Source organism: Paenibacillus sp. J31R122 (assembly GCF_056269185.1).
In genome coordinates this window covers 78,483-104,503 of record NZ_JBWDNM010000016.1, presented here as the reverse complement: position 1 = coordinate 104,503, position 26,021 = coordinate 78,483, and the positions used below count along the sequence as shown (strand labels likewise).

Annotated in this window: 12 protein-coding genes and 1 riboswitch; of the genes, 11 read left to right on the top strand and 1 reads right to left on the bottom strand. The window is 42.0% G+C overall.

Annotation, left to right across the window (positions count from 1 at the left end; all coding sequences use genetic code 11):
* Positions 1-235: 235 nt before the first annotated feature.
* The 10 genes from AC0YN7_RS23750 (at position 236) to AC0YN7_RS23705 (ending at position 22,128) form a co-directional block, all read left to right on the top strand.
* Positions 236-4,369: an S-layer homology domain-containing protein gene (locus tag AC0YN7_RS23750; RefSeq protein ID WP_475812515.1), complete on the top strand. Its 4,134-nt coding sequence runs from the start codon at positions 236-238 to the stop codon at positions 4,367-4,369.
* Positions 4,370-4,831: 462 nt separating this feature from the next.
* Positions 4,832-7,570 (top strand): S-layer homology domain-containing protein, encoded by a 2,739-nt coding sequence (locus AC0YN7_RS23745; protein WP_475812514.1) that lies wholly within the window; start codon positions 4,832-4,834, stop codon positions 7,568-7,570.
* Between the two features lie 179 nt (positions 7,571-7,749).
* The gene (locus AC0YN7_RS23740; RefSeq protein ID WP_475812513.1) at positions 7,750-10,272 is read left to right on the top strand and encodes a hypothetical protein; all 2,523 of its coding nucleotides are present in this window, start codon (positions 7,750-7,752) and stop codon (positions 10,270-10,272) included.
* Positions 10,273-10,355: 83 nt separating this feature from the next.
* Positions 10,356-10,859, top strand: coding sequence for a hypothetical protein (locus AC0YN7_RS23735; RefSeq protein WP_475812512.1), 504 nt, complete (start codon positions 10,356-10,358; stop codon positions 10,857-10,859).
* A 125-nt stretch (positions 10,860-10,984) separates the two neighbouring features.
* On the top strand, positions 10,985-11,263 hold the full coding sequence (locus AC0YN7_RS23730) for a small, acid-soluble spore protein, alpha/beta type (RefSeq protein ID WP_475812511.1): 279 nt from the start codon (positions 10,985-10,987) through the stop codon (positions 11,261-11,263).
* 192 nt (positions 11,264-11,455) lie between these two features.
* Entirely contained in the window at positions 11,456-12,658 is a 1,203-nt protein-coding gene (metK, locus tag AC0YN7_RS23725) for a methionine adenosyltransferase (protein WP_475812510.1), read from the top strand.
* A 182-nt stretch (positions 12,659-12,840) separates the two neighbouring features.
* The gene (locus AC0YN7_RS23720; RefSeq protein WP_475812509.1) at positions 12,841-17,259 is read left to right on the top strand and encodes an Ig-like domain-containing protein; all 4,419 of its coding nucleotides are present in this window, start codon (positions 12,841-12,843) and stop codon (positions 17,257-17,259) included.
* Positions 17,260-17,442: 183 nt separating this feature from the next.
* Entirely contained in the window at positions 17,443-20,157 is a 2,715-nt protein-coding gene (locus AC0YN7_RS23715; RefSeq protein WP_475812508.1) for a stalk domain-containing protein, read from the top strand.
* Positions 20,158-20,232: 75 nt separating this feature from the next.
* On the top strand, positions 20,233-21,393 hold the full coding sequence (locus AC0YN7_RS23710; protein ID WP_475812507.1) for a sensor histidine kinase: 1,161 nt from the start codon (positions 20,233-20,235) through the stop codon (positions 21,391-21,393).
* 6 nt (positions 21,394-21,399) lie between these two features.
* Positions 21,400-22,128, top strand: a complete 729-nt coding sequence (locus AC0YN7_RS23705; RefSeq protein WP_475812506.1) for a response regulator — start codon at positions 21,400-21,402, stop codon at positions 22,126-22,128.
* A 92-nt stretch (positions 22,129-22,220) separates the two neighbouring features.
* On the opposite strand, the gene AC0YN7_RS23700 is transcribed toward AC0YN7_RS23705, so the two are convergent.
* Positions 22,221-23,768 carry a SpaA isopeptide-forming pilin-related protein gene (locus tag AC0YN7_RS23700; RefSeq protein WP_475812505.1) on the bottom strand — a complete coding sequence of 516 codons (1,548 nt, stop codon included), beginning with the start codon at positions 23,766-23,768 and terminating at the stop codon, positions 22,221-22,223.
* 32 nt (positions 23,769-23,800) lie between these two features.
* Positions 23,801-23,881, bottom strand: a riboswitch (cyclic di-GMP riboswitch).
* Positions 23,882-24,136: 255 nt separating this feature from the next.
* Between AC0YN7_RS23700 and AC0YN7_RS23695 the strand changes: the two genes are divergently transcribed.
* Positions 24,137-24,598 (top strand): hypothetical protein, encoded by a 462-nt coding sequence (locus AC0YN7_RS23695; RefSeq protein WP_475812504.1) that lies wholly within the window; start codon positions 24,137-24,139, stop codon positions 24,596-24,598.
* The last annotated feature ends 1,423 nt before the right edge of the window (positions 24,599-26,021 follow it).

Here is a 26,021-nt window from a genome sequence, read left to right as displayed (position 1 = left end):
CGGAGTTTTTTTTTTGTCTGAAATTCCACAATCGACTAAAAAATTGACAGTTTAGAACCGATAACAACAGTACAGAACTTTTCTGCGGTCAGCGACTCTTACTGCGTAGAGGGACAAGTGTTGACTAAGGAGGAAAAGGGAGGAAGGCTTATTCGCAAGTAAGCTGACGCAATCGTTTATTCAACCATCATTCTAATACCCAAGCACGTTATATACATAAAGGAGGAACATTGTTTTGAAACGATTACTTTCTATCATTATTACAATGGCACTATTAATTACTTTGTTACCGCCGTTCAGCTCACCGCAAACGGTAACAGCTGCAGGTTCCTATTTCTTGTTTGCTAACGAGCAGTCCGCTCCGGGGAATGCTCGTATCGTCTCCAGTCAATCGGTTAAGCTCGAAGGAACAATTAACGGAGTAGTTGGCAATTCAATCAGCTATAACGTGCAACAAATTACTTGGGACGGCATTGAGGAAAAGCTTGGAGTTAAAACGCAAGAAATTACAACGGGAATTTCCACATCTACAGGCGATAACAGCTTGGTTATTTCCAATCTTACTCTTTTCCCGGGCTTGAACAAAATTACACTCAAAGGAATTGCAGGAGCTTCTTCAGTCAGCGAATCTATTTATATTGAGTACAGAAACAGCCCTATGCTGTATGATCTAAAAGTTACTTTTGAGAACAAAGATTATGCAGTGCCGGTAGATATGCCGACTATGCTGTATTCAACGGCTCCAATCGTACAAAAAACCGGTGAGATCGTTATTTCCGGTAAAGCACCGAACGCACAGAAGGTATCTATCGATATCAATGGCAGAACCTATGATTTTAACGTATCGACGAGTTCAACCGACAGTCGATTCAGTACATCCTTGCTTAGTATCCAGAAAGGGATGAATAAGGTCATCCTGAAGGTACACAACAATGGACAAGTCGTCGAAACGACTCGCGAGATTGCGTTTTATAACGGTGAAGTTACTCACTACGATTTGAAGATGAAGGATTCAGCAGCGACACCACAAGTCGTAGCGATTGAACCTAATTTGAACTTTTCGACTACGAGCGTTGCAGCAGGAGCTAACAAGATTAGCGGAAAAGTCATTCTGCCTCTGCCGTTAAGTGATTTGGCTGATCTTGATGGCGATGGTAACTTGGCTGAAGCGGTACCTGACAGCCAGATTCAAACTGCGTTAGAGAAAATGCTTAAGATAGAAGTGAAAAGGCAGAGTCAAACCGTTACCTCTACGACGTATGCAGATTCAGGTAGTATTTCTTATTTACCTAACCCTGTTGATGCAACGACGAAATTTATAACGGTATCTTACACATTTAGCTTGCCGCAGTTAGCTTTTGATGAAATGAATCAATTTCGATTAATAGCTCCGAACGGCACCTCTTTCCAAAACGGTGACTGGAGTGCGTTTGTTATTAGAGATAGTTTAAAAGCTTATATTTACGACATCAACTATTTATCGGGGTACGACCCTGGAATGTCATCGCCAGTTAACCCTGGTCGTCTTCAAGGGCTGCAAGGGACAGATATTCCTAGCGATGGCATCAATGTTTATTCTATGCCTATGGGTGTAGAAGTACTTGTAGGTAACTACGGCAGTCTAGGGAACGCGTACACTGATTTATTGACGATTAATAATAAGCTCCAAGACGCTGGTGAATTTAAACAAATCGCACATCACGAAATCGTATACCGTACGATTAACAATCAATCCGTTCCTTTTTTAAGGTTGTTTATTGAAATCAATAAGCTGCCTTCTGCAGGTACAAATAACATTACGTTTAAATTAAATACTGGATCCTCCGAGATCAAAACAATAATAGCAAAACTGTTATACGGACCGTATGTCAAATTCGATACCCTTGTCGAAGGTATGAAGATTGATTTTGATACGGTTAGAGAAACAAATGTAGATTTACTAAAAAAACTAGGTAATTTACAAGGTCAATTGTTTAATCTTGCGTCTGAATCCGAAATTGTATATAAAGATACCACAACAGAGAAACAATCCGTCTTTCTCTATATTAACAACGTAGAGATTCCTTTAGCGCAACAAGGTACTACGAAATCTAAATTCAAGCCAACAATGACAACTGCTGAAATTTATAACATAATCAACAAAGCAGGAGACAACACAATCAAATTCGTATTCCGCACAGCTAAAAATAACTATGAGAATACGTTTAAGTTCAGCGTTGTCCCAATGAACTTGCCAGTCATTCCGGCACCTAAGACGGACGGTGTATACCCTTATAGCGCTCATCGAACAGTACCGCTGGCAACGGATCCAAATTTTGTGAAGCAAGGAAGCGTGTTTACAACTAAGGAAGCTAGATTGAATGTGTATGGAACATTTGATTTTGTTGATTTAGGTGACGAACATTCTTTTATTACCGGTCTTAATAACATTACAGATAAGAATAATTATATTGTCACGATATCATCTCCAAACTGGAAATCAGAAGTGAAATGGGATTTATCGAAGGAGTTTACACCTACTAAAGATGGGGTCCCGATTGCGGGCTATGAAACTACCCCTTATCGTACACCCGGCGTAGCAAATCCCAATGTGTCAACACCGGATGCAAAGATCGATTTCTTCTATGATGTAGATGATCAATATTTCTATTTCAAAATCGTTAATCAAATCATGCCAGAGGATGGAAGCTCACAGGTTTACGTGTTTACCGTATTTAACAGCGGTGAAGCAGGCCCGAGAGCGACATACCGGATGGAGATTGATTCCGTATCGATTCCTTACTCGATATTGTCGCCTTTGCCAGAAGAACGCGCGACCAATCAGAACTATGTTGAAGTAATTATTTCATCGCCTGGCGCGGAATCGCTTGTTGTAGGGAAACAAACTGCCAAGAAAGTGAAGTTTATTGATTATAGCCAAAGCACACCGCAATACATTGATGCGTTTAGTGTGACTGTGAAGGATCTTAAAGCGAATAAAGCTAGTAAAATAGAATTTACGATTACACGCGGTAAAGATAAAATTAAAAATTCGTTTGAGATGCTGTACCAGCCAGCGAGTATACCAGGAGCGCAATATTTGCAGACAATGCAAAGCTCTCATAAAGTATTCGATGGCAAACTCGTACTTTCGTTTGCTAAAAATAGCAAGCTGATTCGTCCGAACTATAACGCATCATCCGATTATTCTGGACAAGTATACAGCGGTAATGACATCCTGTTTGCGATTGCAAATCCGAATGATGGAATTATTGATCGACACGAGTTCGAGAGCCAGCCGCCGAACTACTCGGCGAACAGCTTAGCAGAAGGAAATCTGCATATAGGCTATCGCTTTCAAGACCAAGCCAGACAATTTATTAAAGCGAGCCCGCTCTTCTGGATAGATGGCGGACAAGCGGACAACCCGGATGCAACGTCACCAGAATTCGATCCAATAAAAACTGGACAAGATCCGTTCCCGTTCCCGAACGTACTCGATAAGAACACAGAAAGCTTTGCGAAGCGTTGGAACAAATTTGGACGTGAGCTTACTCCAACTGCACCAGGAAAGCTTACGCTTTCTTACGATACTAATGTGTCACAAAGCGCGGGGACGACGATTACCGTATTCCGTTTTGATCCTTACAATAGCACATGGGACAATATCGGCGGCGTAGTCGATGAGAAGAAGCATACCATTACCGTGCCGTTCACTAAATTCGGTTATTATGTTGTGACCAAGCTGACTCGCGGCTACAACGACATTAATGACCACCCTTACGCGCGAGAGGCTATGGAGGCTATCTACTCTAAAGGAATCATGAATGCGATAGACCCAATCGGTATTTTTGGAGCTGATCGCTATGTGACGCGCGGAGAGTTCACTCGTATGATCGTTCGTGCGCTTGATACACCGTTAAACTATGGAGGAGAGCTGCATTTCTCTTATTATCCAGAGACGATTACTAATGCTAACAATTCTAACTCCATTTATGATTATCGATATATTGAAACGGCTGCTCGTGCAGGATTTGTGCGTGGTACAAGACCTGGATTCTTCGATGAGGATGTTGAGCTATCGAGACAGGATGCTTCGGTCATTCTGGCGAGAGCATTGAATCTAAAGCTGGAGACGGACGCTAAGAAGGCGAAAGCGGGTCTTGATAAAGCATTTAAAGATTCAGGAAGCTTTGACTACTACTCGATTCCAGCTGTACTTGCCATTCAGAAGAAAGGCTTTATTGCCGGTTCACTCATTGACGCGAACAATCCTAAGTCAGGATCCGTGTTTGAGCCGAAAGCTAAGCTTCTGCGTAGTGATGCCGCAATTATAATGGGAAGAGTAATGGCTGACATGAATAAACTGCCTAAAATTTATAGCAAGTAAATAAGGCAAAGGAAGGCCGGCCGTCGTGTCGGTCTTTTCTTTTCTACATAGTAGAGAAACATTATCCATGGAAAATCTTAATTATCGACGGATCTATGTAAACAAGCTATAATATTCAGGTGGTAGACAAGCTTTGTACATAGAATTAAAAAAATTAAAAACTTTTTATCAAAGAAGCGCAACTTTTCTGTTTGCCATGCGTTTAAATACATGATGTTCTACATAAGCCGTTTAAACATGGATGAAATATCCAACTGGAAACAAATTGGAATGAATTCACAACTTTCTCTTTACGGTACGGATAGCCCATTGTATAATGTTATAGTGGTATAGCATCTCTATCATCTTTTCTATTTCCGTTTACAAGTTTCTGCGGCATGTTCATACATAGGGTTAAACATGATCAGCAGACATTATTTATACTAATTTAATGCTCAACTCTGGAGAGGGGGTGAATCGACAATGAGGAATACGAGCAATTCACTTTTCACACAGGCAACACAAAAATTGCAACAACCGAAGGTATTTAGAGGAGGAGACAAAAAGGTTATGAAAAAAAGTTTATCTTTGCTCGTGGCGATCGCTCTAGTGTTCTCGATGTTCTCATCGATGGCATTCGCAGCTGATGCAGAAAAAGAGCTTACAACAGAAGAAAAGTATGAAGCACTTGTAAAAGCAGGTATTTTCACTGGATTTGAAGATGGCGAAGCACATCTTGACGAAACAATGAACCGCGCACAAGCGGCTAAGATCGTTGCACTACTTGCTGGTTATAAAGAAGGCGTTGCAGTTAAAGACGCTGGTTACAAAGATCTTACTGGCTACGGCTGGGCTAAAGAATTCATCAACTTTGCAACTGAAGTTGGCGTTCTTGAAGGTAAAGGCAACAACAAATTCGACCCAGGTGCTGATGTAACAATTCAACAACTGGCTACAATCGCAGTAAAACTTCTTAAAACAGCTGACGTAGTACTTCCTGCTGGTGACCCTGTTGAAGGCGACGTTGCTGAATGGGCTGCTGCTGATGTAGCTGCTGTAGTAAAAGCTGGTCTAATCGCTAAGCAAGATGATTACACAATTGGCGCGCTTCGTGGTTTGCTAGTTGATGTAACTTATGCTGCTCAAGCTGCTCTAGCTAATGCTGGTGAATTGAAAGTAGTATCTGCAACACAAACAAACAAAGGCGAAATCACAGTAAACTTCAACAAAGCGGTTACTGCTGATGAGCAAAAAGAACTTACTTACACAGTTGAAAACGGTGGAGTTAAGTACGCAGTAACTTCTAAGTTTGCTGATGATAACAAATCCGTAGTTCTTACATCTAATTATCTTCCAGTAGGTGTTTATACTGTAACTGTAGGTAAATTTGCTCCAGTTGAAGTGACTGTTGTTGATGAAGTACCTACTAAATTGGAAATTGGTGCAACTTCACTGCAAAAAGCGGATAGCCAAGATCTGAAAGTTCAGCTTGTTAACCAATTTAACAAAAAAGTTGAAAATGCTCAAATCAACGTAACAGTTTACAATGCTACTTATGGTAAGTCTGTAAATGTTACATCTGATTTCAAAATTGATCTATCCAGCGACGCTGTTACACGTGTAGACGATACAGTTGTTGTTACTGCATCTCACTACGGAAGCGGCTTAAACGTTTCTAAATCCTTTAAAGTAGTTGCGGGAAGCTCTGCTACTGCAATCACATTGGCTGCTCCATCGCCATTGAAAGACAAAACTCGTATTTCTGTTAGTGAAACAGACATCGTGCTTCCGTATACAATGACCGATCAATACGGCGGAAAAGTTTTGTTGAATGATTCCCAAGGTTACCAAGCGGTGAGCACTGCTGATCGCAAGGTTACTTTGAACGGCATCACATTCCTTATTAATGACCCAGCTATTATTACTGCAATGGCAGTTGATAAAGATGGCGTACTGAAATTCAAAACAGGTACACAACACGGTACTGCTGTAATTTCAGCTCTTAACCCAGCGACTGGAGCTTTTGCATCAATTAGCTTCAAAGTTGAATCTAAAGCAAAAGTAAAAACTTTCTCGCTTCGCAACCCAGGTGCTATCGTAGTTGCTAACGAAGAAGTAGTAATTCCATATACAGCTGTTGATACTTTTGATGCAGTAATTGCACCTAAAGATGTTGATTTCAGCCAATTGACAATTACTTCAGCGGGTGCAGCTTTTGCTCCTAACTACCCAAAAATGAATGCAAAAGGTGAGCTTCTTGTTAAGTTTGCTAGTTCTGCAAATGCAGATAAAGTTGCGTACATTTATGTTTTGAACGCAGATAATCAACAAGCAGGTACATTGCAACTTGATGTGAAAAAAGATGCTGAAGCTCGTAGCATCAACGGTCTAAATGTAGCGAAATTCTTTGCAAATGGTGCTTCCGCTGAGTTTAAAGCTGAAAACATCACATACCTTGACAGCTACAACCGTACTAAAAAGATTGAAAACTGGTCAGCTGTAAACATCACTCTTAATAATACGAAATTGGTGTTTAACGCAGCTAATAACACTTTAACAGCGACAGCTCTTGAAAGTGAAGTTGGTAAAGTGGAAGTTGAAATCGATCTAGCACTTAATGCAACTGATAAACCACTTAAAACTACGATTGAAGTTATCAAATCTAGCGATGTTAAAAAGTATGACTTTAAATCTGTTGGCACGATCTACGCTGGAGCTGCTGTAACAGATTCTACTTACGAAAAAGAAGTAAGTTTGATTGGTAAAACAGATGGCGGTTCTGACGTAGTAATTGTTCAAACAGATGCGTTTGACTTCATAACTACTTCAGATGGCTCGATCATTGACGTAGTAAACTCTAAAACAATTAGAGGCGTTGATGCTGGTAAAGCAACAATCACTGCTTACAAGGGTTCAACGAAACTTGCTGAAGTAGAAGTAACGGCTTCGAAAGCGAAACCAGTTGCAACTACAGTATCTTTCGATAAATCCGAGTACACTATTGTTGGTGCAACTGGTAGTACAAATGTTGCTATTACTGTAAAAGACCAATATGGTGTTGTTATGACTGGAGTTGCTGGTTCGCTTACATCTAGCGATCCGAAGGTAGCTACTGTAACTGGTAATACTGTTACAGCTAAGATTCTAGGTTCTGTTACATTGACTTACATGACTACTAACGGTACAACTGCTACTGCTGTTGTGTATGTAGAAGCGACTTAGTCAAATAATTGGCCAAACAGGCAGGAGATTATCTCCTGCCTGTTTTTTTATGTTCTCCTACTTGTTCATACACCATTCACATACATACTTTATAATTGAAAATAATTAATCCTTACATATAGAAACAAATAGGCGATAGAATGCGTCTATACTAGTAACAATTAACAGGAGGAATGAATGTGAGACCACAATGGTTTAAGATTAGCGTAGCAACGATTGCGACTTGTGCTCTATTAGCACAAGGTGGTGTACAGTTTATACCTTTGAAAGCAGACATTGCTTATGCAGAAACATCAATATCTAATCAAACAGTTAAGCTGTCCAATTCAGCTACTTTGTCTATCCGTGATGGACAATTTCTGATGCAAGAACAAGGGAAGGTCTTTGCATATACCCTATCGATAACGAATAACGGATCGACAGATATTAATATGCGTGACTACTATGTACGATTGAAATCAAAATCTGGGAAGAAATATAGCTCCACCGTAATTGAAGCGGATAAGACTAAAGGTCGAATTTCACCGCGGACCACTCAGACTATAACTTATTATGCTGTTGTTGATAATACAGCTAAGATTGCTGACCTTACCTTCGATATTATTAAATGGGATTTCAATGTTAGCGGATATGAGAGGAAATTGGGTACAATTAGTTACCCTGCTGGCTCAACAGATAAAGTGAAGGCTTATGCGGCGAAGACTATGCTGATCAACAATACGAATCTCCGTGGATCACTTAAACAATATACAGTTACGAAAGATAACAGTAACTTGTATGTAACGATGAATGTTTTGCTTGAAAATAAAGGTTATAAAAATGTCGATTTAGCGACTAACATGAAGTTTTTTGCACAGACTGATTCTCTTGCGGTCTACAACGTTAGCACGACTGCTCTTACAGATACAATTATTCAACCGAATGAAAGTCAGATTGTTACTCTAAATACAATAATGCCTTTGTCAATGGCGGGCAAAGCCTTCTCGTTGATTGCCGCTTCAACTAATGAAACGACAAAGACAGAAGTACCAGCAGGCGTTTTCGCTATGCCAGTAGCTAATCCTGCAGTTGCAACAGCAAATGGACAGAAGAAATTGATCTACATAAATGGAGAATCTGTTCATACTACAATAGGACTAACCTCTACAAGTAATAATGAAGATAGCAAAAACGTAGAGTTGGATTTTACCTTCGAGAATAGCGGAGCGTCTACTATTAATGCACCTGAGTTAAGCTTCTCATTATTAACGGCAAATGGTGTATCCTATCCTTTAAGTTACACTAAGGAGCAGTTGGGAACGTCACTGTTACCTAAAATTAAAAAGGTGATAACTCTCACAGGAGTATTACCGGACGGTATCAAACCAGAGACAACAAAACTGCTTGTTCGAGCTGGTGTGACTGATAAGGAAAAAGGTTATGTTCTAGGAGCTTATCAGATGAAACTTATAAATACATCTGGTTCTGTGGGAGGTTCTTATCTCTATAATAGCAGCTATGACGTTAAGCTCAGCTCAATACAGCGTCTTCCTATGGGAGAAAATGATATGATAACAGCTGATATCAATATTACCAATAGTAGTACCATTTCAAAGAAAGCACCGAAGCTTAACGGATACTTTGTTATTAATGGTGTTAAGCTAGATGCAGAGCATCAGGTCGTTTCTCTAGATTCTGCTGTTACTATTTCACCTAAAGGCACTTATAATACGGTGGTTTATGCACCAGTTCCATATTCAACAAATATAAACTCTATTTCCTTCGTATTAACTGAACCTGCTGGGAGTGCTACTGAAGCAGCCAAGAAGCTCTATCAATTTGGAGGTCAAAAGATAAGCGAGATTTCAAATAAACAAAAAAATCAAACATACCAAATTACAAACGCAGGTAGAATGGCGGATGTATCTGTCTTAAAAACAAACTTCTATGAAGATGATAAAACGACATATTTTTATAGTGAATTTGAAATAACCAATAAAGAGCTCCGTTCTGCGGTACTAGCCAACTTAGGTGGTTATATCCAAGATTCAAAGGGATTGGTTTCCCCACTACAATTTGTTGAAATGAAAGAAAAAGTCATGCCAAATGGAAAAGTACTCATGACAGCATGGTCCAAGGTGACTAAATACTTTGATAAGAAAAATTTTGAATTGATTGTCGGCCAGTCTATAACAGGTACACAATCTAGCAATACTCCTGAAGGCGGAACAACAGAGGTGCAGAAAGTAATTGTAAAACCTGTTTCCTATTCATTGAAAAATACCGATGAATCTGCTGTTCAAAAGAATCTGACTTCACTATCTTTTGCTGGTTATAATCTAGGTTTCAATCGTTTAAATGCATTCATGAATGTCTCCAATGGTTTTACTGTTAATGGAATAAGACTTAATTTAACATATGATCTAGTGAAAGATACAAAGTATGATTTCGTTGCTGGTGATCACAAGTTGTTAGTTGAATTTGTTGACCAAAGTGCAATGAAAGCAACGTACTCCAAACTATTTTCTTTCAAAGCAGGAGAAGCTAATACCACATTATTGAAAGAAGGAACTAGCCAATCCCTAACGATTGATTTCGATGATGCTGAAGTTCAAAGTAAGGTTCAAAACTATGATAAATATATAATCAATATTTATGACGTGTTTCAAGATGCCAAGATGCTTGTGGCAACAAAAGAACTACGTTGGTTTTATGCAGAATAATAATAAAAGCTAGAAGACTCCTTCGAAATCAAGTATCCTATGAATAGTAAACATCTAGGAAACTAGCAGAGAGGGGAACAAGAATGAAGAATAAATCTGTAAAGATAGCAACAGCAGTTGCTGTTCTAGGTGCAGGTATCTGGGTAGGTACGTTATGGCCGTCAATTGTTAAAGGCGATGGTGTATCACTCACACCTGGCTCCGTAGAGGACCCTGTTGTGACAAAGAGCTACGTTGACGAACAAATCGCGAAGCTGGGTGCAGGTTCTGTCGGCGGTGGTAATCCTGGCGGTTCAGATGGCTCAGGCGCGAGCATGGCTCTAGAGGTCGTTGAAATTCCTGTCGGAAAGACGCTTATGGCTGCAGCTGGCGCTGAAGTAGTTGTGCGTGTGGGCAAAGCGATTGCCTACAGTTCAGATACAAACGGAATCTCTGATTTGACTGGCGGTACTGATATTAAGAAAGGCTATCTTGTACCGACTAACCATCTTATATGGTTCCCACGCGATGGTCGCGGTATACAAGGTGCTTCTGATGAAACAAAAGCACTAACCGTATTGGTAAAAGGAAATTATACCTTGCAATAGGATTGGCGGATCTTCCATGGTATTCTACATTTTACCCGAGCTGACAAAAGGTTATACGCTTCAAAAAGCGATGTAGGACACACAATACAGATGTATTCTTACATTACTCGGAGGTGTATCCAAACATGAGTCGCTCGAATAAAATTGTAGTACCAGGAAGTAAAGCTGCTCTTAACTCATTAAAGTACGAAATTGCTGCAGAATTTGGTTTGATGTCAGGAGGCTATTCGGCTACTGGTGCTGATACAGAATTTGCAGGAGAGCTAGGCGCCGCCTCAAGTAACAGCGGCGCTCATAGTGTACAATGGTCGGCCATATCAACACGACAAGCTGGTTCAGTGGGTGGGGAGATAACGCGCAGGCTAATTGCTCAAGCTGAGCAAGTTCTTGGCAGCTATCAATAAAATTGACCAATTTTGTCCAGGATAAGGGCGTCCATTGACACGATGCGACATTTTCGGTATCATATTGATTTAGAAGAGTTGTCAAACAACCTTTTCCTCCGCGGAAAAGGTTCATTTTTTGTGCGGAACTTAAGGACCTATAATGTAGTACTTAAGAACTTATCATAATATGGTTATAGGAGGTTGATACGGATGTCGGTTAAAGGACGCCACTTGTTCACATCGGAATCAGTTACAGAAGGTCACCCGGATAAAATTTGTGATCAAATATCTGATGCTGTCTTGGATGCATTCTTAGAAGCAGATCCATATGCTCGTGTTGCTTGTGAGGTTTCTGTAGCAACAGGTTTAGTACTGGTTATTGGTGAAATTAGCAGCAAAGCTGACTTTATAGATATTTCATCCATTGCACGCCGGACAATTAAGGAAATTGGTTATACACGCGCGAAGTATGGTTTTGACTCAAGTACATGTGCGGTATTGACTTCACTTAATGAGCAATCTGCAGATATCGCGCAAGGCGTTAATGCTGCACTTGAAACTCGTGACGGCAAAGACATGAAGCTGGAGAATGAAGATATTGGAGCTGGAGATCAAGGGCTAATGTTTGGTTTTGCAACAAACGAAACTCCTGAGCTTATGCCGCTTCCTATCGCCTTGTCACATCGTATCGCTCGTCGCTTGTCTGAGGTTCGTAAGAACGATTCACTTCCATACCTTCGTCCAGATGGTAAAACACAAGTTACGATCGAATACTTGGATGGCAAGCCAGTACGTGTTGATACGATTGTTGTTTCTACTCAACATGCGGAAGAAATTACTCTAGAGCAAATTCAATATGATATTCTTGAGCAAGTTATTAAACCAGTTGTTCCTGTGGAATGGCTTGACGAGAATACGAAATATTTCATTAACCCAACAGGACGTTTTGTTATTGGCGGACCTCAAGGCGATGCAGGCTTAACAGGTCGGAAAATTATCGTGGATACGTATGGCGGTTATGCTCGTCATGGCGGCGGCGCGTTTTCTGGTAAGGATCCTACAAAAGTTGACCGTTCAGCAGCCTATGCGGCTCGTTATGTAGCGAAAAATATCGTTGCAGCTGGTCTTGCTGAAAAATGTGAAATCCAATTGGCGTATGCGATTGGTGTAGCGCAACCGGTCTCGATCAGTGTAGATACGTACGATACAGGCAAAATCGAAGAGGAGAAGCTAGTTGAGTTGATTACTAACAACTTTGACCTTCGTCCTGCAGGCATTATCAAAATGCTTGATCTTCGTCGTCCGATTTACGCACAAACAGCAGCATACGGACATTTTGGCCGTACCGATGTCGACCTTCCATGGGAACGCGTTGACAAAGCGGAGTTGCTTCAAGCACAAGCTGGCATTTAAGTTATAGTTCTATTGTTATTACCCTTTTGGGCATACGAAGCTGTTAGTAAAGTAGCACAACTACTTTACTGACAGCTTTTTTTTGTTAATAAGTTCTATACTAAATATGCAATTAACCTAAATATTTCATATCAACTTACCGACAAATAAGGTACGAGTGTATTTTTTGAGGAGTGAATGGAATGAATCGAACTAGCAAACTGTCATTGTTAATCGCCGTCCTGCTAATGCTGCAAGTAAGCTTGTCAGGGTGGTCTATAGGTTCGCAGCAAGTTGAAGCAGCCGCGTCAGGCCCAGTAGCGTTAAGCCTCAGTCCTGCTGATGATCACACTAATGTACCTATTTCTGCTCATTTAAAAATGATTTTTGATGAAAATGTAGTCAAAGGGTCTGAATTTACATCCGTCTCTATTTATGAATATGGAACTAGCAGATTGCTTGAGAGTATTAGCGTAGCTTCATATCGTGTTGCTATTGATTCGACTCAGCGAATCGTTACAATCGCTTTGGATAAGTCGGATGCGAGCAAAGCTTTAGCATTGAATAAAGATTATTATGTGCTAGTAGACGCTGGTGCTTTTCTTAATGCTTCCAATGGTGAAGGCTTTGCAGGTATAAAAAGCGCAAGCGATTGGAATTTCCGTACAAATGCTGTAAATGACGTTATAAGACCATCCCTTACCGCTAAGAGTCCAGAAACGACAACACTAGCAAATGTTAGTACACCGATTATTTTAACATTTGATGAGCCAGTATACGCCGCAAGCGGGGATATCTTGATTAGTTCAACAGAAGACACAAGAACGATATCGGTAACTTCTAGTGCCGTTAGTGGCAGTGGTAGTGCTAACAATCAAATTGTAATCCAACCTCCGGCAGCCTTGCAGCCGAATATGAGATATACTGTAACCATTCCGGGAACTGCGTTCCAGGATGCAGCGGGTAATTATTATTTGGGTACTTCTTGGATTATTGAAACAGGACCAGCGCCTGTTAATTTGGCCGCAGGTTCACCATTTTCGCCTGCAGATAATGCAACCTCTGTTAAAACGGATTCTACTCTTACTATTTCATTCGATAGAAATGTTCAAGCACGTCCGAATAAAGTTATTGAAATACGTAGAGTAAGCAATAACACGGCCTTCGAAAGTTATGATGCATCAAACACTCAAAGAATCAAAGTGACAGGTAATCAAGTTGAAATAATACCAAGCAAACCATTTGAAGCAAATACAGCTTATTATGTTTTAATCGATCCCGGGGCGTTCACTCAGCCAGATCCAAACGGGAATGAATGGTATCACGGAATATCAGGAGCAAACATCTGGAATTTCACCACGGATCCTGGCTTTGAAAAAGATGCGCCCTATGTGACAACCTATTCTCCTGTCCAGTACGGAGTTTCAGGTAATACAAACACGTTACTTCAACTAACGTTTAATGAACCTGTATTTCCAAGTGTCGGGAATATTGAAATACGGGAATCAGCAAATGGAAATTTATTTAGAAGCATCCCAATTACATCGGAGCGTGTTACTGGCGGCGGAACTTACCAATTAACAATTGATCCGAATAGACAGATCAGCGGAGAGTCAGCCAAATTGTTTGTAAATAATAAAAAGTATTACGTAACGATTGGCAATAGAGCAATTCGTGACGCTGCGGGCAATTTTTACACAGGTATTACAGCAAATACAGGCTGGACATTCACGATTACGCAAGACACTGTGAAGCCTACTCTAAGCTCATTAAGTCCAGTCAACAATACAACTGCGGTGAGAGAGAATGCCACATTTGTAGCAAATTTCAGTGAAGCGATTAAGAAAGGTCCGGGAGTAATTAAGTTCTATCAAGCCGGAACGTCGGCAGCTCCGATTGATGCTAACGTTACTGTAGATGGAACGGACAATAAAAAACTGCTAATTACACCTACAGTTAATTTGCTGAGAAATACCTCTTATTATATTTATATACCTGATAATGGGGTAACCGATCTGGTGGGCAATACGTTTGCCGGTATATTAAATGAATACCAGTGGACCTTCAAAACAATAGGATCCGATACGACTCCACCAGCTGTTAGCAGATCAGAGGCTGTGGGAACAACAATTAGGCTCATTTACAATGAGGAGCTTAATGCTGGAATATGGCCTTCATCGGGCAGCTTTTATGTAACAGTAAATGGTGCGCCTCGTCCTGTTACGGCTACTCAAATAGTGGGTGATACAGTATTGCTTACTTTGTCGAGCGCAGTCATTAACGGACAGCTAGTGAAGGTTTCTTATACCAAAGAAGCGTCCGGTAGAATTCGCGATTTATCTGATAACGAAGCGCCAAGCTTCTCATTAAAGGATGTAGGGACAGGACAGGATACTACAGTTCCAAGAATCGTTAGCGGTTCTGCATATGGCAGCTCAGTAACATTGTCGTTCAACAAGGAGCTAATGCCTGTCAACAGCAATGCTTACTTGCAATTTATTGTGAATGTCGGAGGTGTCAACTATAGCGCAACTTCGATTTCGAGCAGCGGCAGTACGGTCACACTTACCATTAATGGTACGATACAAAGCTCGCAATACGTTTGGGTAACCTATGTCCCAAGCTCCTACCCATTGCGAGACTTGGTAGGTAATAATGTGGGGGGATTCAGCAATTTTAATCTAACGGGTTCAACTACGCCGCCGATACCGACAGTAGGATTAAACCTGCAATATATAAGTGCGAGCGGCACAGCTGTAATTCTAAAATATGATAAAGTTCTCAATCCACAATATGTACCGTCTACGTCCCAATATACGGTGTTGGTAGATAACGTGATGCGTGCAGTTAGTCAGGTTGTTATATCAGGCGACTCTGTTCTTTTGAATTTGAGCACCAGTATAACAGCAGGGCAAAAAGTTATCGTATCCTATGTAGCAATAGGAAATACACTTCTTGACCTGTCTTGGAATGCAGCACAATCCTTCAACGCAGTACAGGCAAATGGAGGCGGCGGAACAGGCCAGCCAGGAGCTTTGGTAGGAGCGATTCTGAAAGGCTCCGCGCTGACACTTACTTTCAGTGATATACTTAATCCAGCTTCCATTCCTAACACCAGTCTATTTTTCGTACGTATAAACGATCTAGCTAGAATGGTTTCTAGGGTGGATATTAGTGGAACAACTGCAATTTTGACATTGTCATCTCCAGCAGCTGTTGGTGATAGAGCTTCTATTTCATATTTCTCCAATGCATCAGGCTTAAAGACGATTAGCGGGCTGACAGTTAACAGCATTTCGAACGAAAATGTTGCGAACCAAACTACGCTGCTGGACAGCTTATCTGGAGATTATGAAGCAGCAGAGGGTGGTGTTGGTTTAAAACCATCTGCATCAACTATTTCAACGGATATATCGCCGGCTGGCAATGTAGCCAATCGCTATACGGTAATGAACGACAAGTTTATTGTGGCTTATCAGACGGCAAGGGCTGCAGGACTGACGAATCCGCGCGTCGTATTTAAAGTGCCAGCACATGAACGAGCTGCCATTGTAGCTATACCCGTCATCGCATTGGATATGGCTAATAAGCAGGGCGGGAATACGATATTTGCTGTAGAGCATGGCGATGTGACCTATGAGTTTCCACTTAAGGCGGTTAACTATGCGGAGCTGTCAGGCATGTTAAATGGCAATAGCATATCAAATCATTTACTCATTGAGATAGACCAAGGTGTATCAACCAAAGCGGCAAACTTAAGCACGATGTTAAATAGTGCGAAGGCACAAGTAATTGCTGGGCCTGTTAATTTCGAAGTATCACTGGTTAACGGAAGCTTAGAGAAGGTACTAACGGACTTCAATGGCTACATCTCCCGAACAATTAAAACAAGCTTGCCAGTGGATACGAGCCAAACATCCGTTGTATGGTACGACTCAGAGGCTGGATCGTTATCTTATATTCCGACGGTGTTAACTACAGCGGGCGGCAAGACGACCGCAACCTTCAAGCGTAAAGGCAACAGCGCTTACGCTCTTGTACGGAACACGTCAAGCTTCACAGACATATCGAAGCACTGGGCAGCGACGACGATTAATACGATGGCGCGCAAATACATTGTGGAAGGCCGGACTACAACGAAGTTTGAGCCGGATAAAAACATAACCCGCGGCGAGTTCGCCACGTACATTGCGAAGGGTCTTGGACTTCAGGGCGATAAGGCGGCAGCGGCCAAATTTAAGGATGTCACATCAAACACAGCTATGGGTGCATATATTGGAGCGGCTGTAAAAGCAGGTATCGTAAAAGGCAATACAGATGGCACCTTCAAGCCGAATAACCCGATTACGCGCCAGGATATGGCGGCGATGATGATGCGAGCGGCGAAAGTAGCTGAGTTGACGGTAAGCCCGCCAAATTCAACGGCGTCTTATTTGCAGAATTTTACCGATAAAGGTAAGATCAGTTCTTATGCGAAGACAGATGTAGCTCATGCGGTTTATCTCGGTATTATTACTGGCAAGAATGCGAAGACACTAAGTCCGCTGACGAATGCGACTCGTGCAGAAGGCACAGTCATGCTGATGCGTTTGCTGGAAAAGGCGAAGTTTCTAACACCATAGTATTTTGAAAAGTCTCTATCTACGTGAGGAATGCGTGGATAGGGACTTTTTCTGTTTTTGATAGAGATAGGGGATATCTTTCATTCGGAATAAAGTGATAGCAGTCTTTTATCGAGCGTAACTTTTATAATAGAGTTGTAGTCTATATTTAATAGATAATGAGATGGGAGAGTTGTACATATAATGAGTAAGGTTAAGAACATCGTTGGACGGCCGATAGAAGGTCTAGGAAAACGAGTCATAATTGTAGCGTTGGGCGGGACATTGCTCGTGCAGCCAATAGCGTCAATAATGCCAGGAAGCTGGCATACAGCAATCATAGAGGGAGCAGAGGCGGCAACGACTACTGCCCCAGTCCTTAAGCTAAAACAACAGTCCTATGTCACCGCAGGTGCTAAACGTTTAGACTATGTATGGAATACAACGCGAGGCAGCTCGAAGGTACAGACTGATGTACATGTTATCGAAGTTGATTTAACGAATCCGTATGTGTCGTTGAACACAATGAGCGGTAAAAATAACAATACCGGTAAAACAAATACGATTCTAAATATGACGAAGGAAAATGGAGCAGTAGCAGCTATTAATGCCGATGTGTTCGTTATGGGTGCAGAGGGTGCACCGCTTGGTGGACAGGTCATAAGCGGTTCATTTTTGACTAGTCCATCGAAGTTAAAAGGCATGTATGCCTTCTCGTTGACGAAGGATCGCAAGCCAATGATTGATAATTATACGTTTGAAGGCACAGTGACGGCAGAAGACGGGTCAACTTTCCCTCTTGAGGGATTTAACCAATCCGCGTATAATCCGGAAACGACCGGAGCTACATATAGCCACGTTGATACGATGTACATATATACAAGTGCTTGGGGCGGTGCAGAGCGTCCGAAAAATTCTTATACGAAACCAAAAGAAGTTTTAGTTCGAAACGGCATTATTGAAGAAATCTCTCCAGACAATACAGCGATAGTAACCCCAATCCCTGAGGATGGTTATATTCTACGTACGCATGGTAAGGCAGCAACCTATGTGAGGGAGCATTTAAAAGTAGGACAGGCCATAACCAGCGATTATTCACTGGTCTCGCTCACTAGCGGTGCGAAGGTCGATCCAGCTTCTTTTGAAATGATGGTAGGCGGACATACTCTATTGGTTAGTGGCGGTGCGGCATCTGCTTTTTCACGTGATATTACGGGTGTAAGCGGCTCGTCTTACGTTTCACGTTCAGCGATTGGATATTCCAAGGACGGCACCAAAGTCTATCTAATAACAAGTGAGAGATATGGCGGCAATACAGGTGTGAACTTGAAGGAAATGCAGCAAATCATGATTCAACTCGGTGTAGACAAAGGGGTAAATCTGGACGGCGGCGGTTCGACGACCATGATAGAGCGTCCGCTTGGCAGCACTTCCTTACAGCTTGCTCACTCGACACAATATGGAACGACTCAGCGCAGCGTAGCCAATGGTATCGGCGTTTTTACAACCGCTCCACAGGGCACGCTCAAGGGGATTGAAGTTAAGGGAAGCAATGTGATGTTTCTTGGACAGTCAACTACCTTCTCGTTGAAGGGATACGACAATTACTATAACCCGATGACATTTGACGATACCACTGCGGAGTGGAGCGCCTCTGATGGAATTGGCAGCTTTGCAGGAAATGTGTTTACGGCTAACAAGATTGGGAAAACAACAGTAACCGTGAAATCGGGTGCGGCAACAGCTAAATATGCGGTTGAGGTTATTGGACAAGATCAGATCGCATCCATGTCAATTGATACAGCAGCCGGCGTGCTCTCGAAAGGGGCAACAGTTGCTGTGCCTGTAACGGTGAGGCTGAAAAACGGAAAAACCTATAAGCTTAGCGGTGACTCACTAAAATGGGAATATGTAGGTTTTACAGCGACTCAATCAGGCAATAACCTAACTGTTGATTCGGTTGAAACGAAAACAGGTACGGGCTATGCGATCGGTCGATATGATGGCTTTCCGACTATGATTCCATTCACGAAAGGCGTAACGACAAAAACCTTTGCAGACTTCGAGCAATCGGCATATGCCATTACTAGTCAAGTAACGCCTGCTACAACTACAGGAAAGGTGAAGCTCGTTACCGACCTTCCAGGTCAGAAATCGCCAAAAGCATTGAAACTAGATTATGATTTCACATTGGGAACAGGCACAAAAGCATCCTACGCTCTATTTGGTCCAACAGGTCAGACACTCACTGGCTCGCCAACCTCGATGTCGCTCGATCTATACAGCGATAATAGCTTGAACTGGGTACGCGCGGAGTTTATAGATGCAGATGGCAAAGCACATCTCGTAGATGTGGCCAAGCAGCTTGATTGGAGCGGGTGGAAGACAGTCAAAATGAATTTATCAGCTCTCGGCATGAAATATCCTGTCAAGCTGAAGCGGATATACGTAGTGACGATTGCTGAAGGACAAGATGAACGGGCGGCAACAGGAGCAATCGGACTGGATAATATACAGCTTCAGTATCCGCCTGTTGTAACGGTTGATACGAAGGCGAAAGTCGAGATGACCATAAGCAAGGCAACAGCAACAGTGAACGGCAAAGCGATTAAATTAGATACGGCGCCTATTCTATTAAATGGAACAACCTATGTACCTGTACGTTTTGTGTCAGAGGCACTGGGGTCTGAACTTGTATACGATCATCCAACGAGAAGAGTAACCGTACTGCGCGGCAATAAGCTGATGGAAATGACAATAGGCAAAAAGGAATTCGTAATGGACGGCAAGGTACAGCAAGCAGAGGTTGCTCCAATTGTACGTGACGGAAGGACACTTATTCCGATTCGTTTATTTTCTGAAAAACTAGGATTTAAAGTCACTTATGATGTGAAAACCAAAAAGGTTACCATCTACTAACAGGGGACGCAATTTAGACATTTTGTGGTATGATAGAAAAGTTAAACCTTTAAATAGAAAGGTTGCCGATCTGTCGTGGACCATCTTACAATCGATCTTAATCGTGTTATCAAAAATGCCATTGAAGTGATGGAGGACAGTAAATACCAAATCTATGAAATCTGTGAATCGGCGCGCACGGAGCTGGAATCTCTGGAGCAGGAGCTTGAGGTTGTGCTTCAAGAGACGTTCAAGGCCATTGAAAAGGTCGATGAATTGGAACAGAACTACCGGCGTGCACGTATTCGATTGACAGAGGTAAGCCGTGACTTTGTTCGCTACAAGGAAGTGGACATTAAGTCAGCATATGAGAAGGCGACACAAATACAGCTGGATCTAATGGTATACCGTGAGAAGGAATCTTATCTGAAGTCGCGACGTGATGATTTGCAGAAGCGTATGCGTAATGTTGAGAACTCTATCGAGCGTGCTGAAACGATTGCTTCACAAATAAATGTAGTGCTTGAATATTTATCGGGTGACTTGAATCAAGTCACCCGCATTTTGGAATCTGCCAAGACGAGGCAATTGCTTGGCTTGAAGATTATTTTAGCGCAAGAGGAAGAACGTAAAAGGATTTCAAGAGAAATACACGATGGGCCTGCTCAATCGCTGGCTAATATCGTATTGCGCACAGAAATTGCCGAACGTATGCTTATTAAGAAGGAATTTGTTATGGTGCATGAAGAACTAATAGATTTGAAGGAGCAGGTACGTGCAGGGCTGGAGGAAATTCGCAAAATTATATTTAATTTGCGTCCGATGGCATTGGATGATTTAGGACTTGTGCCGACACTTCGTAAGTTTACACAGGATTTTGAAGAAAAAACAAAAGTACATACTGTATTCGAGCTAGCTGGGAAAGAGATTCGGATGCCGTCTGCTATGGAAGCAGCCATCTATCGGCTGGTTCAAGAGGCATTTACGAATGTATTCAAGCATGCCAATGCATCCCATGTATCACTCGAAATAAACTATCATTCACGATTAGTTTCGATTATTATTCAAGATAACGGAATTGGTTTTGCCAGCGATTTAACTGAGCTGGAGGCAAGTCGCAACTCCCATTTCGGATTATTAGGGATGAGGGAACGAGTGGAACTGATAGAGGGGAGGATGGATATAGACTCAAATCCCGGGAGAGGGACGAAAATTATAATAGATATACCAACTACTGCTGAACATAGAAAGGAGTAAAATAATATGATACAGAGACCAATGACTAATGGACATAAAATAAAAATTTTACTTGCGGACGATCACCAGCTGTTTAGAGAAGGGCTTAAGCGTATTTTAAATATGGAAGAGGATTTGGAAGTCATCGGCGAGTGCGGTGACGGCATTCAGGTGCTGGAATTTTGCAACCATACGATTCCTGAAATTGTACTAATGGATATTAACATGCCAATTGAAAACGGTGTCGTTACGACAGAGCGTTTGAAAGGGATGTTTCCTGATGTAAAGGTTATTATTTTATCCATTCATGATGACGAGAGCTATGTTTTCGAAACGCTTCGTAAAGGCGCAACAGGCTATCTATTGAAAGACATGGAGGCAGAGTCGCTCATTAATGCGATCCGTTCCGTTGTTCAAGGCTATGCCTACATCCATCCAAAAGTGACGGGTAAGCTAATTAATCAATTACGTCGTATGACTTATTTGGATGAGATGGGTATCGTGTCAGGTGCGGCAGCAGCTAAAGAGCCAGGCGTGAAATTCGTTGCTGGCGACAATAGCCCGCTTACTCGCCGTGAAGCAGAGGTTCTCAGACTTATGGCAGAAGGTAAGAGCAATAAGCTTATCGGTGAATTTCTATTCATTAGCGAAAAAACAGTCAAAAACCACGTTAGCAGCATCCTTCAAAAGATGGAAGTTGATGACCGTACACAAGCAGTAATTCATTCCATTAAATTTGGTTGGGTTACATTATAAACTTTCACTAAATGACAAACACCCCGCATTTTGCCCAAAAGGCATAATGCGGGGTGTTTGTCATTTTACTGCTTTAATTTCAAGTTATTGTATTAGCCTTGTTTATTGTTTCTTTGTCTTCTAAGGGCTAAAAGTCCTGTACTTATTGCAAAGGCACCAATTAGGTAGTAAGGGAAAGGATTGCTATCGCCTGTTTTTGGCAATGTGCTTAGCGGAATCTCCTCATCATCGATAATCACAATTGGATCATCACTAGGAGGTTGTTCATTCTCATCAGTTGAACCCTTTACGACGGCTGTTGGCTCCGGTGTAGGTGATGGATCAGGTGAAGCAGTTGGAGCAGGCGTTGGTGATGGTGTAGTCTCAGGTGACGGTGTTGGTGTAGTAGATGTCACAGGTGTTGGTGAAGGCGATGAAGTCGGCGTTGATGTTGGTGTTGATGTTGGTGTTGAAGTCGGTGTTGAAGTCGGCGTTGATGTTGGCGTAGATGTTGGTGTTGAAGTCGGTGTTGATGTTGGTGTTGATGTTGGTGTTGAAGTCGGCGTTGGTGTTGGTGTTGGTGTTGGTGTTGAAGTCGGTGTCTCTGTTGGACATGGTGTGTTATTGCTTGCTTTAGTTATATTCTTTTCGAATTCCCATGAGACTTTAATATCAAAAGGGCCATCAATGGCATTTGTCGTAAAGGATACTGATGAATTTTTCGGAACGGTGCTGTTTCCGAATTGAGTGGTTCCGATAGCCGCCCACGAGAATGGGACATCGATATTGCTTTCATTGGTTACAACCCATTCTCGCTGTCCTGTTGGATTAACACAGGCATTATCCACCTTGAGCTTTGGGGTGTTGATGACGATTTTTATCTCCGATGAATCATTGGTGACTACCAATTTGGTGCCCTCAGGTAAGTCTGTTGTAAAGCCTGGTAATGTAATTTCTTTCAGGTCGTATGTGCCGACAGGGACTTTAGCAAAGGTTATAACGCCATTTGCATTGGTTACCCCTGTCGTAAATAGGGTGCCGTTTTTCCACAGCTCAAAAGTAACACCTTCATGAGGAGAACCTTCTACTGCTTTACTGATGTATTTATTGACTATAATATTTCCGCAGCCTTCTTTGTGTACAATCGCTGTTTTATATGTGCCTGCATGACCGCCGGTACCTATTGTCAGTTGTTGAGGTCCACTATAAACATCTATTTGATAGGGGGCACATTGAGGGAGACCAATTGTAATTTTGTAGCTTTTACCTGGTGCGTAAACGTCCGTTATACCAGTAAAATGCTTCTGCGTTTCAAAAGGGTGCCCGAAATCGTCTGGGGTTGTGCCTGGTGGATATACGTAAGAAGAGAAGCTCACTTGTACGCAAGTATCCGCTTTTGTATGGAAATAAGCTGTAGCTGTTCCGTCATTATTAACGATTAATCCATTGTCATGCAGCCCGCTTGGGAGGGTGGTGCCTTGACCTTCCATAATGATATCATTACGGTCAGTAGAATACTCTTCGCAGGCATTATTGTTATTATTCTGCCCGTTGTCTGGAGCTGGTTCGGTACCTGCTGCCATGACAAGTGAACTTAGTGATATCGATAATATAAGTAAAATAGCTAAACCAAAAGACAACCTCTTCTTAAATCTTTTCACAAATTCACACTCCCCTTAGATTGGTATTCGAGTTCTAAGAGGGCCGGTTACACTACTAGCTCCGTATAATCCAAGTGTCCAAATGTAGATTATACATCATCGCTTCCCTAGATATGAAGAATGTACGAAATACATCCTCTCTCTGCTCCCTTAGCATACGTATATTACATATGCGCGAAGATGTAGTAAAATGATAACATATATTGTAAATTGCTCAAGAGGGTTTATTTGTCGCTTTTTGACTGAAAAAATTGGGTTATTTTTTTTGAAGCGGAATAAGCAATTGCACATTTTATAATCTTGTCCTTTTATAGGGGAACCACTGGGCGCCTTGTGGCATATAGTGTCACAAAGAGGAGGTGGCCTCGATGTTTGGACTTCTACTTTTGGTGATCGGATGTTATCTGTTGGCTGCATTGACCGTGCATCTGGTTTATCGAATCCAGCAAGGACGACTGGAATCCATTAAGCACTATGTATGGATTGCGGATAGTCGGCAAAAGAATATGGAATGGTATATGCGCTCGTTGTCTTCTTTTTCACAGAGGATGGGGAAAGATGTTCAATTGACGATCGTTGACAGCGGCGTATCCGAGGAAACGCTTGCGATTGTTGAACGACTGGCTAGAGAGGACAATAAAGTGAGGATTTACCCAAGATTAGTAGATCCTATTGCTAAAAAGGAAGATGGTAAGCGTTCACACTTAACGCGGACTGACGCTACTCAATTGCTATGGCTGCTGCAGGCAGAAGGAATTGTATCTAATGCTGACCATGCGGTGCTTGTTGATCTGCATAATCCAGCAGATTTGTCGAAAATGCCGTTCTAGTATATACTATGCGGTAGTTAAATATTTGGAGTGAAGCACACTCAATGACGCCTTTGGCGTTGTTGGGTGTTTTTTTGCGTTTAGGGGGTGTGGGGAGGGGGCTTTTGCTAAATGAGAGTGACTGCTGGAGTGGGCTTGATGCTCAAATGTGGCTTGAATGCGGCTTGAATAGGTGGAAGGAGAAGTTGCTGTGTGTCGCTCGCAATAGTAATGATGGATAGTAATAAGGGATAGTAATGAGGGAAACTCACTAAAATGAGGGAAACTCATTAAATAGTGAGGCTAATCTCACTAATAGCAGCAGATTAGGGCGTCACATGTGGTTTTGTGAGGTAAACCTCATTCTCGATGAGGGGAGTCTCATGGCTAGTGAGGTTTACCTCACTAATAGTTAATGGGAGAAACAGAAGAGTTAGATTAGTGGGATTATACTGAGCTTAACCTCAGACTTAGTGAGGTTAAGCTCACTAGAGGATGATTTTTGTTAAATGAGGATGACTGCAGTGGTGGGCTTGATGATTAAATGTGGCTCGAATAAGAGCCCGAATAAGGCCCGGATAAGGTTCGAATAGGTGAGAAAGTTGCTGTGGGTCGCTCACAATAGTACTGAGGGATAGTCATGAGGGAAACTCATTAAATAGTGAGGCTAGTCTCACTAATAGCAGCAGATTAGGGCGTTTCATTTGTTTTAGTGAGGAAAACCTCATTCCCGGTGAGGGGAGCCTCATGGCTAGTGAGGTTTACCTCACTAATAGTTAATGGGAGAAACAGAAGAGTTGAGATTAGTGGGGTTAAAGTGAGCTTAACCTCAGACTTAATGAGGTTAAGCTCACTAGAGGATGATTTTGTTAAATGATGGTGACCGCAGGAGTGGGCTTGATGCTCAAATGTGGCTCGAATAAGAGCAGGAATAAGGCCCGGATAAGGCTCTAATAAGGCTCGAATAAGGCTCGAATAGGTGGAAGGGGAAGTTGCTGTGTGTGGCTCGCCATAGTAATGAGGGATAGTAATGAGGGAAACTCACTAAAATGAGGGAAACTCATTAAATAGTGAGGCTAGTCTCACTAATAGCAGCAGATTAGGGCGTCACATGTGGATTTGTGAGGTAAACCTCATTCCCGGTGAGGGGAGCCTCATGGCTAGTGAGGTTTACCTCACTAATAGTTAATGGGAGAAACAGAAGAGTTAGATTAGTGAGGTTAAGCTCACTAGGGGACGATTTTGTTAAATGAGAGTGACTGCAGGGGAGTGGCTTGATGATTAAATGTGGCTCGAATAAGAGCTGGAATAAGGCCCGAATAAGGCTCGAATAGTTGAAAGGAAAAGTTGCTGTGGGTCGCTCGCCATAGTAATGAGGGAAACTCACTAAAATGAGGGAAACTCATTAAATAGTGAGGCTAGTCTCACTAATAGCAGCAGATTA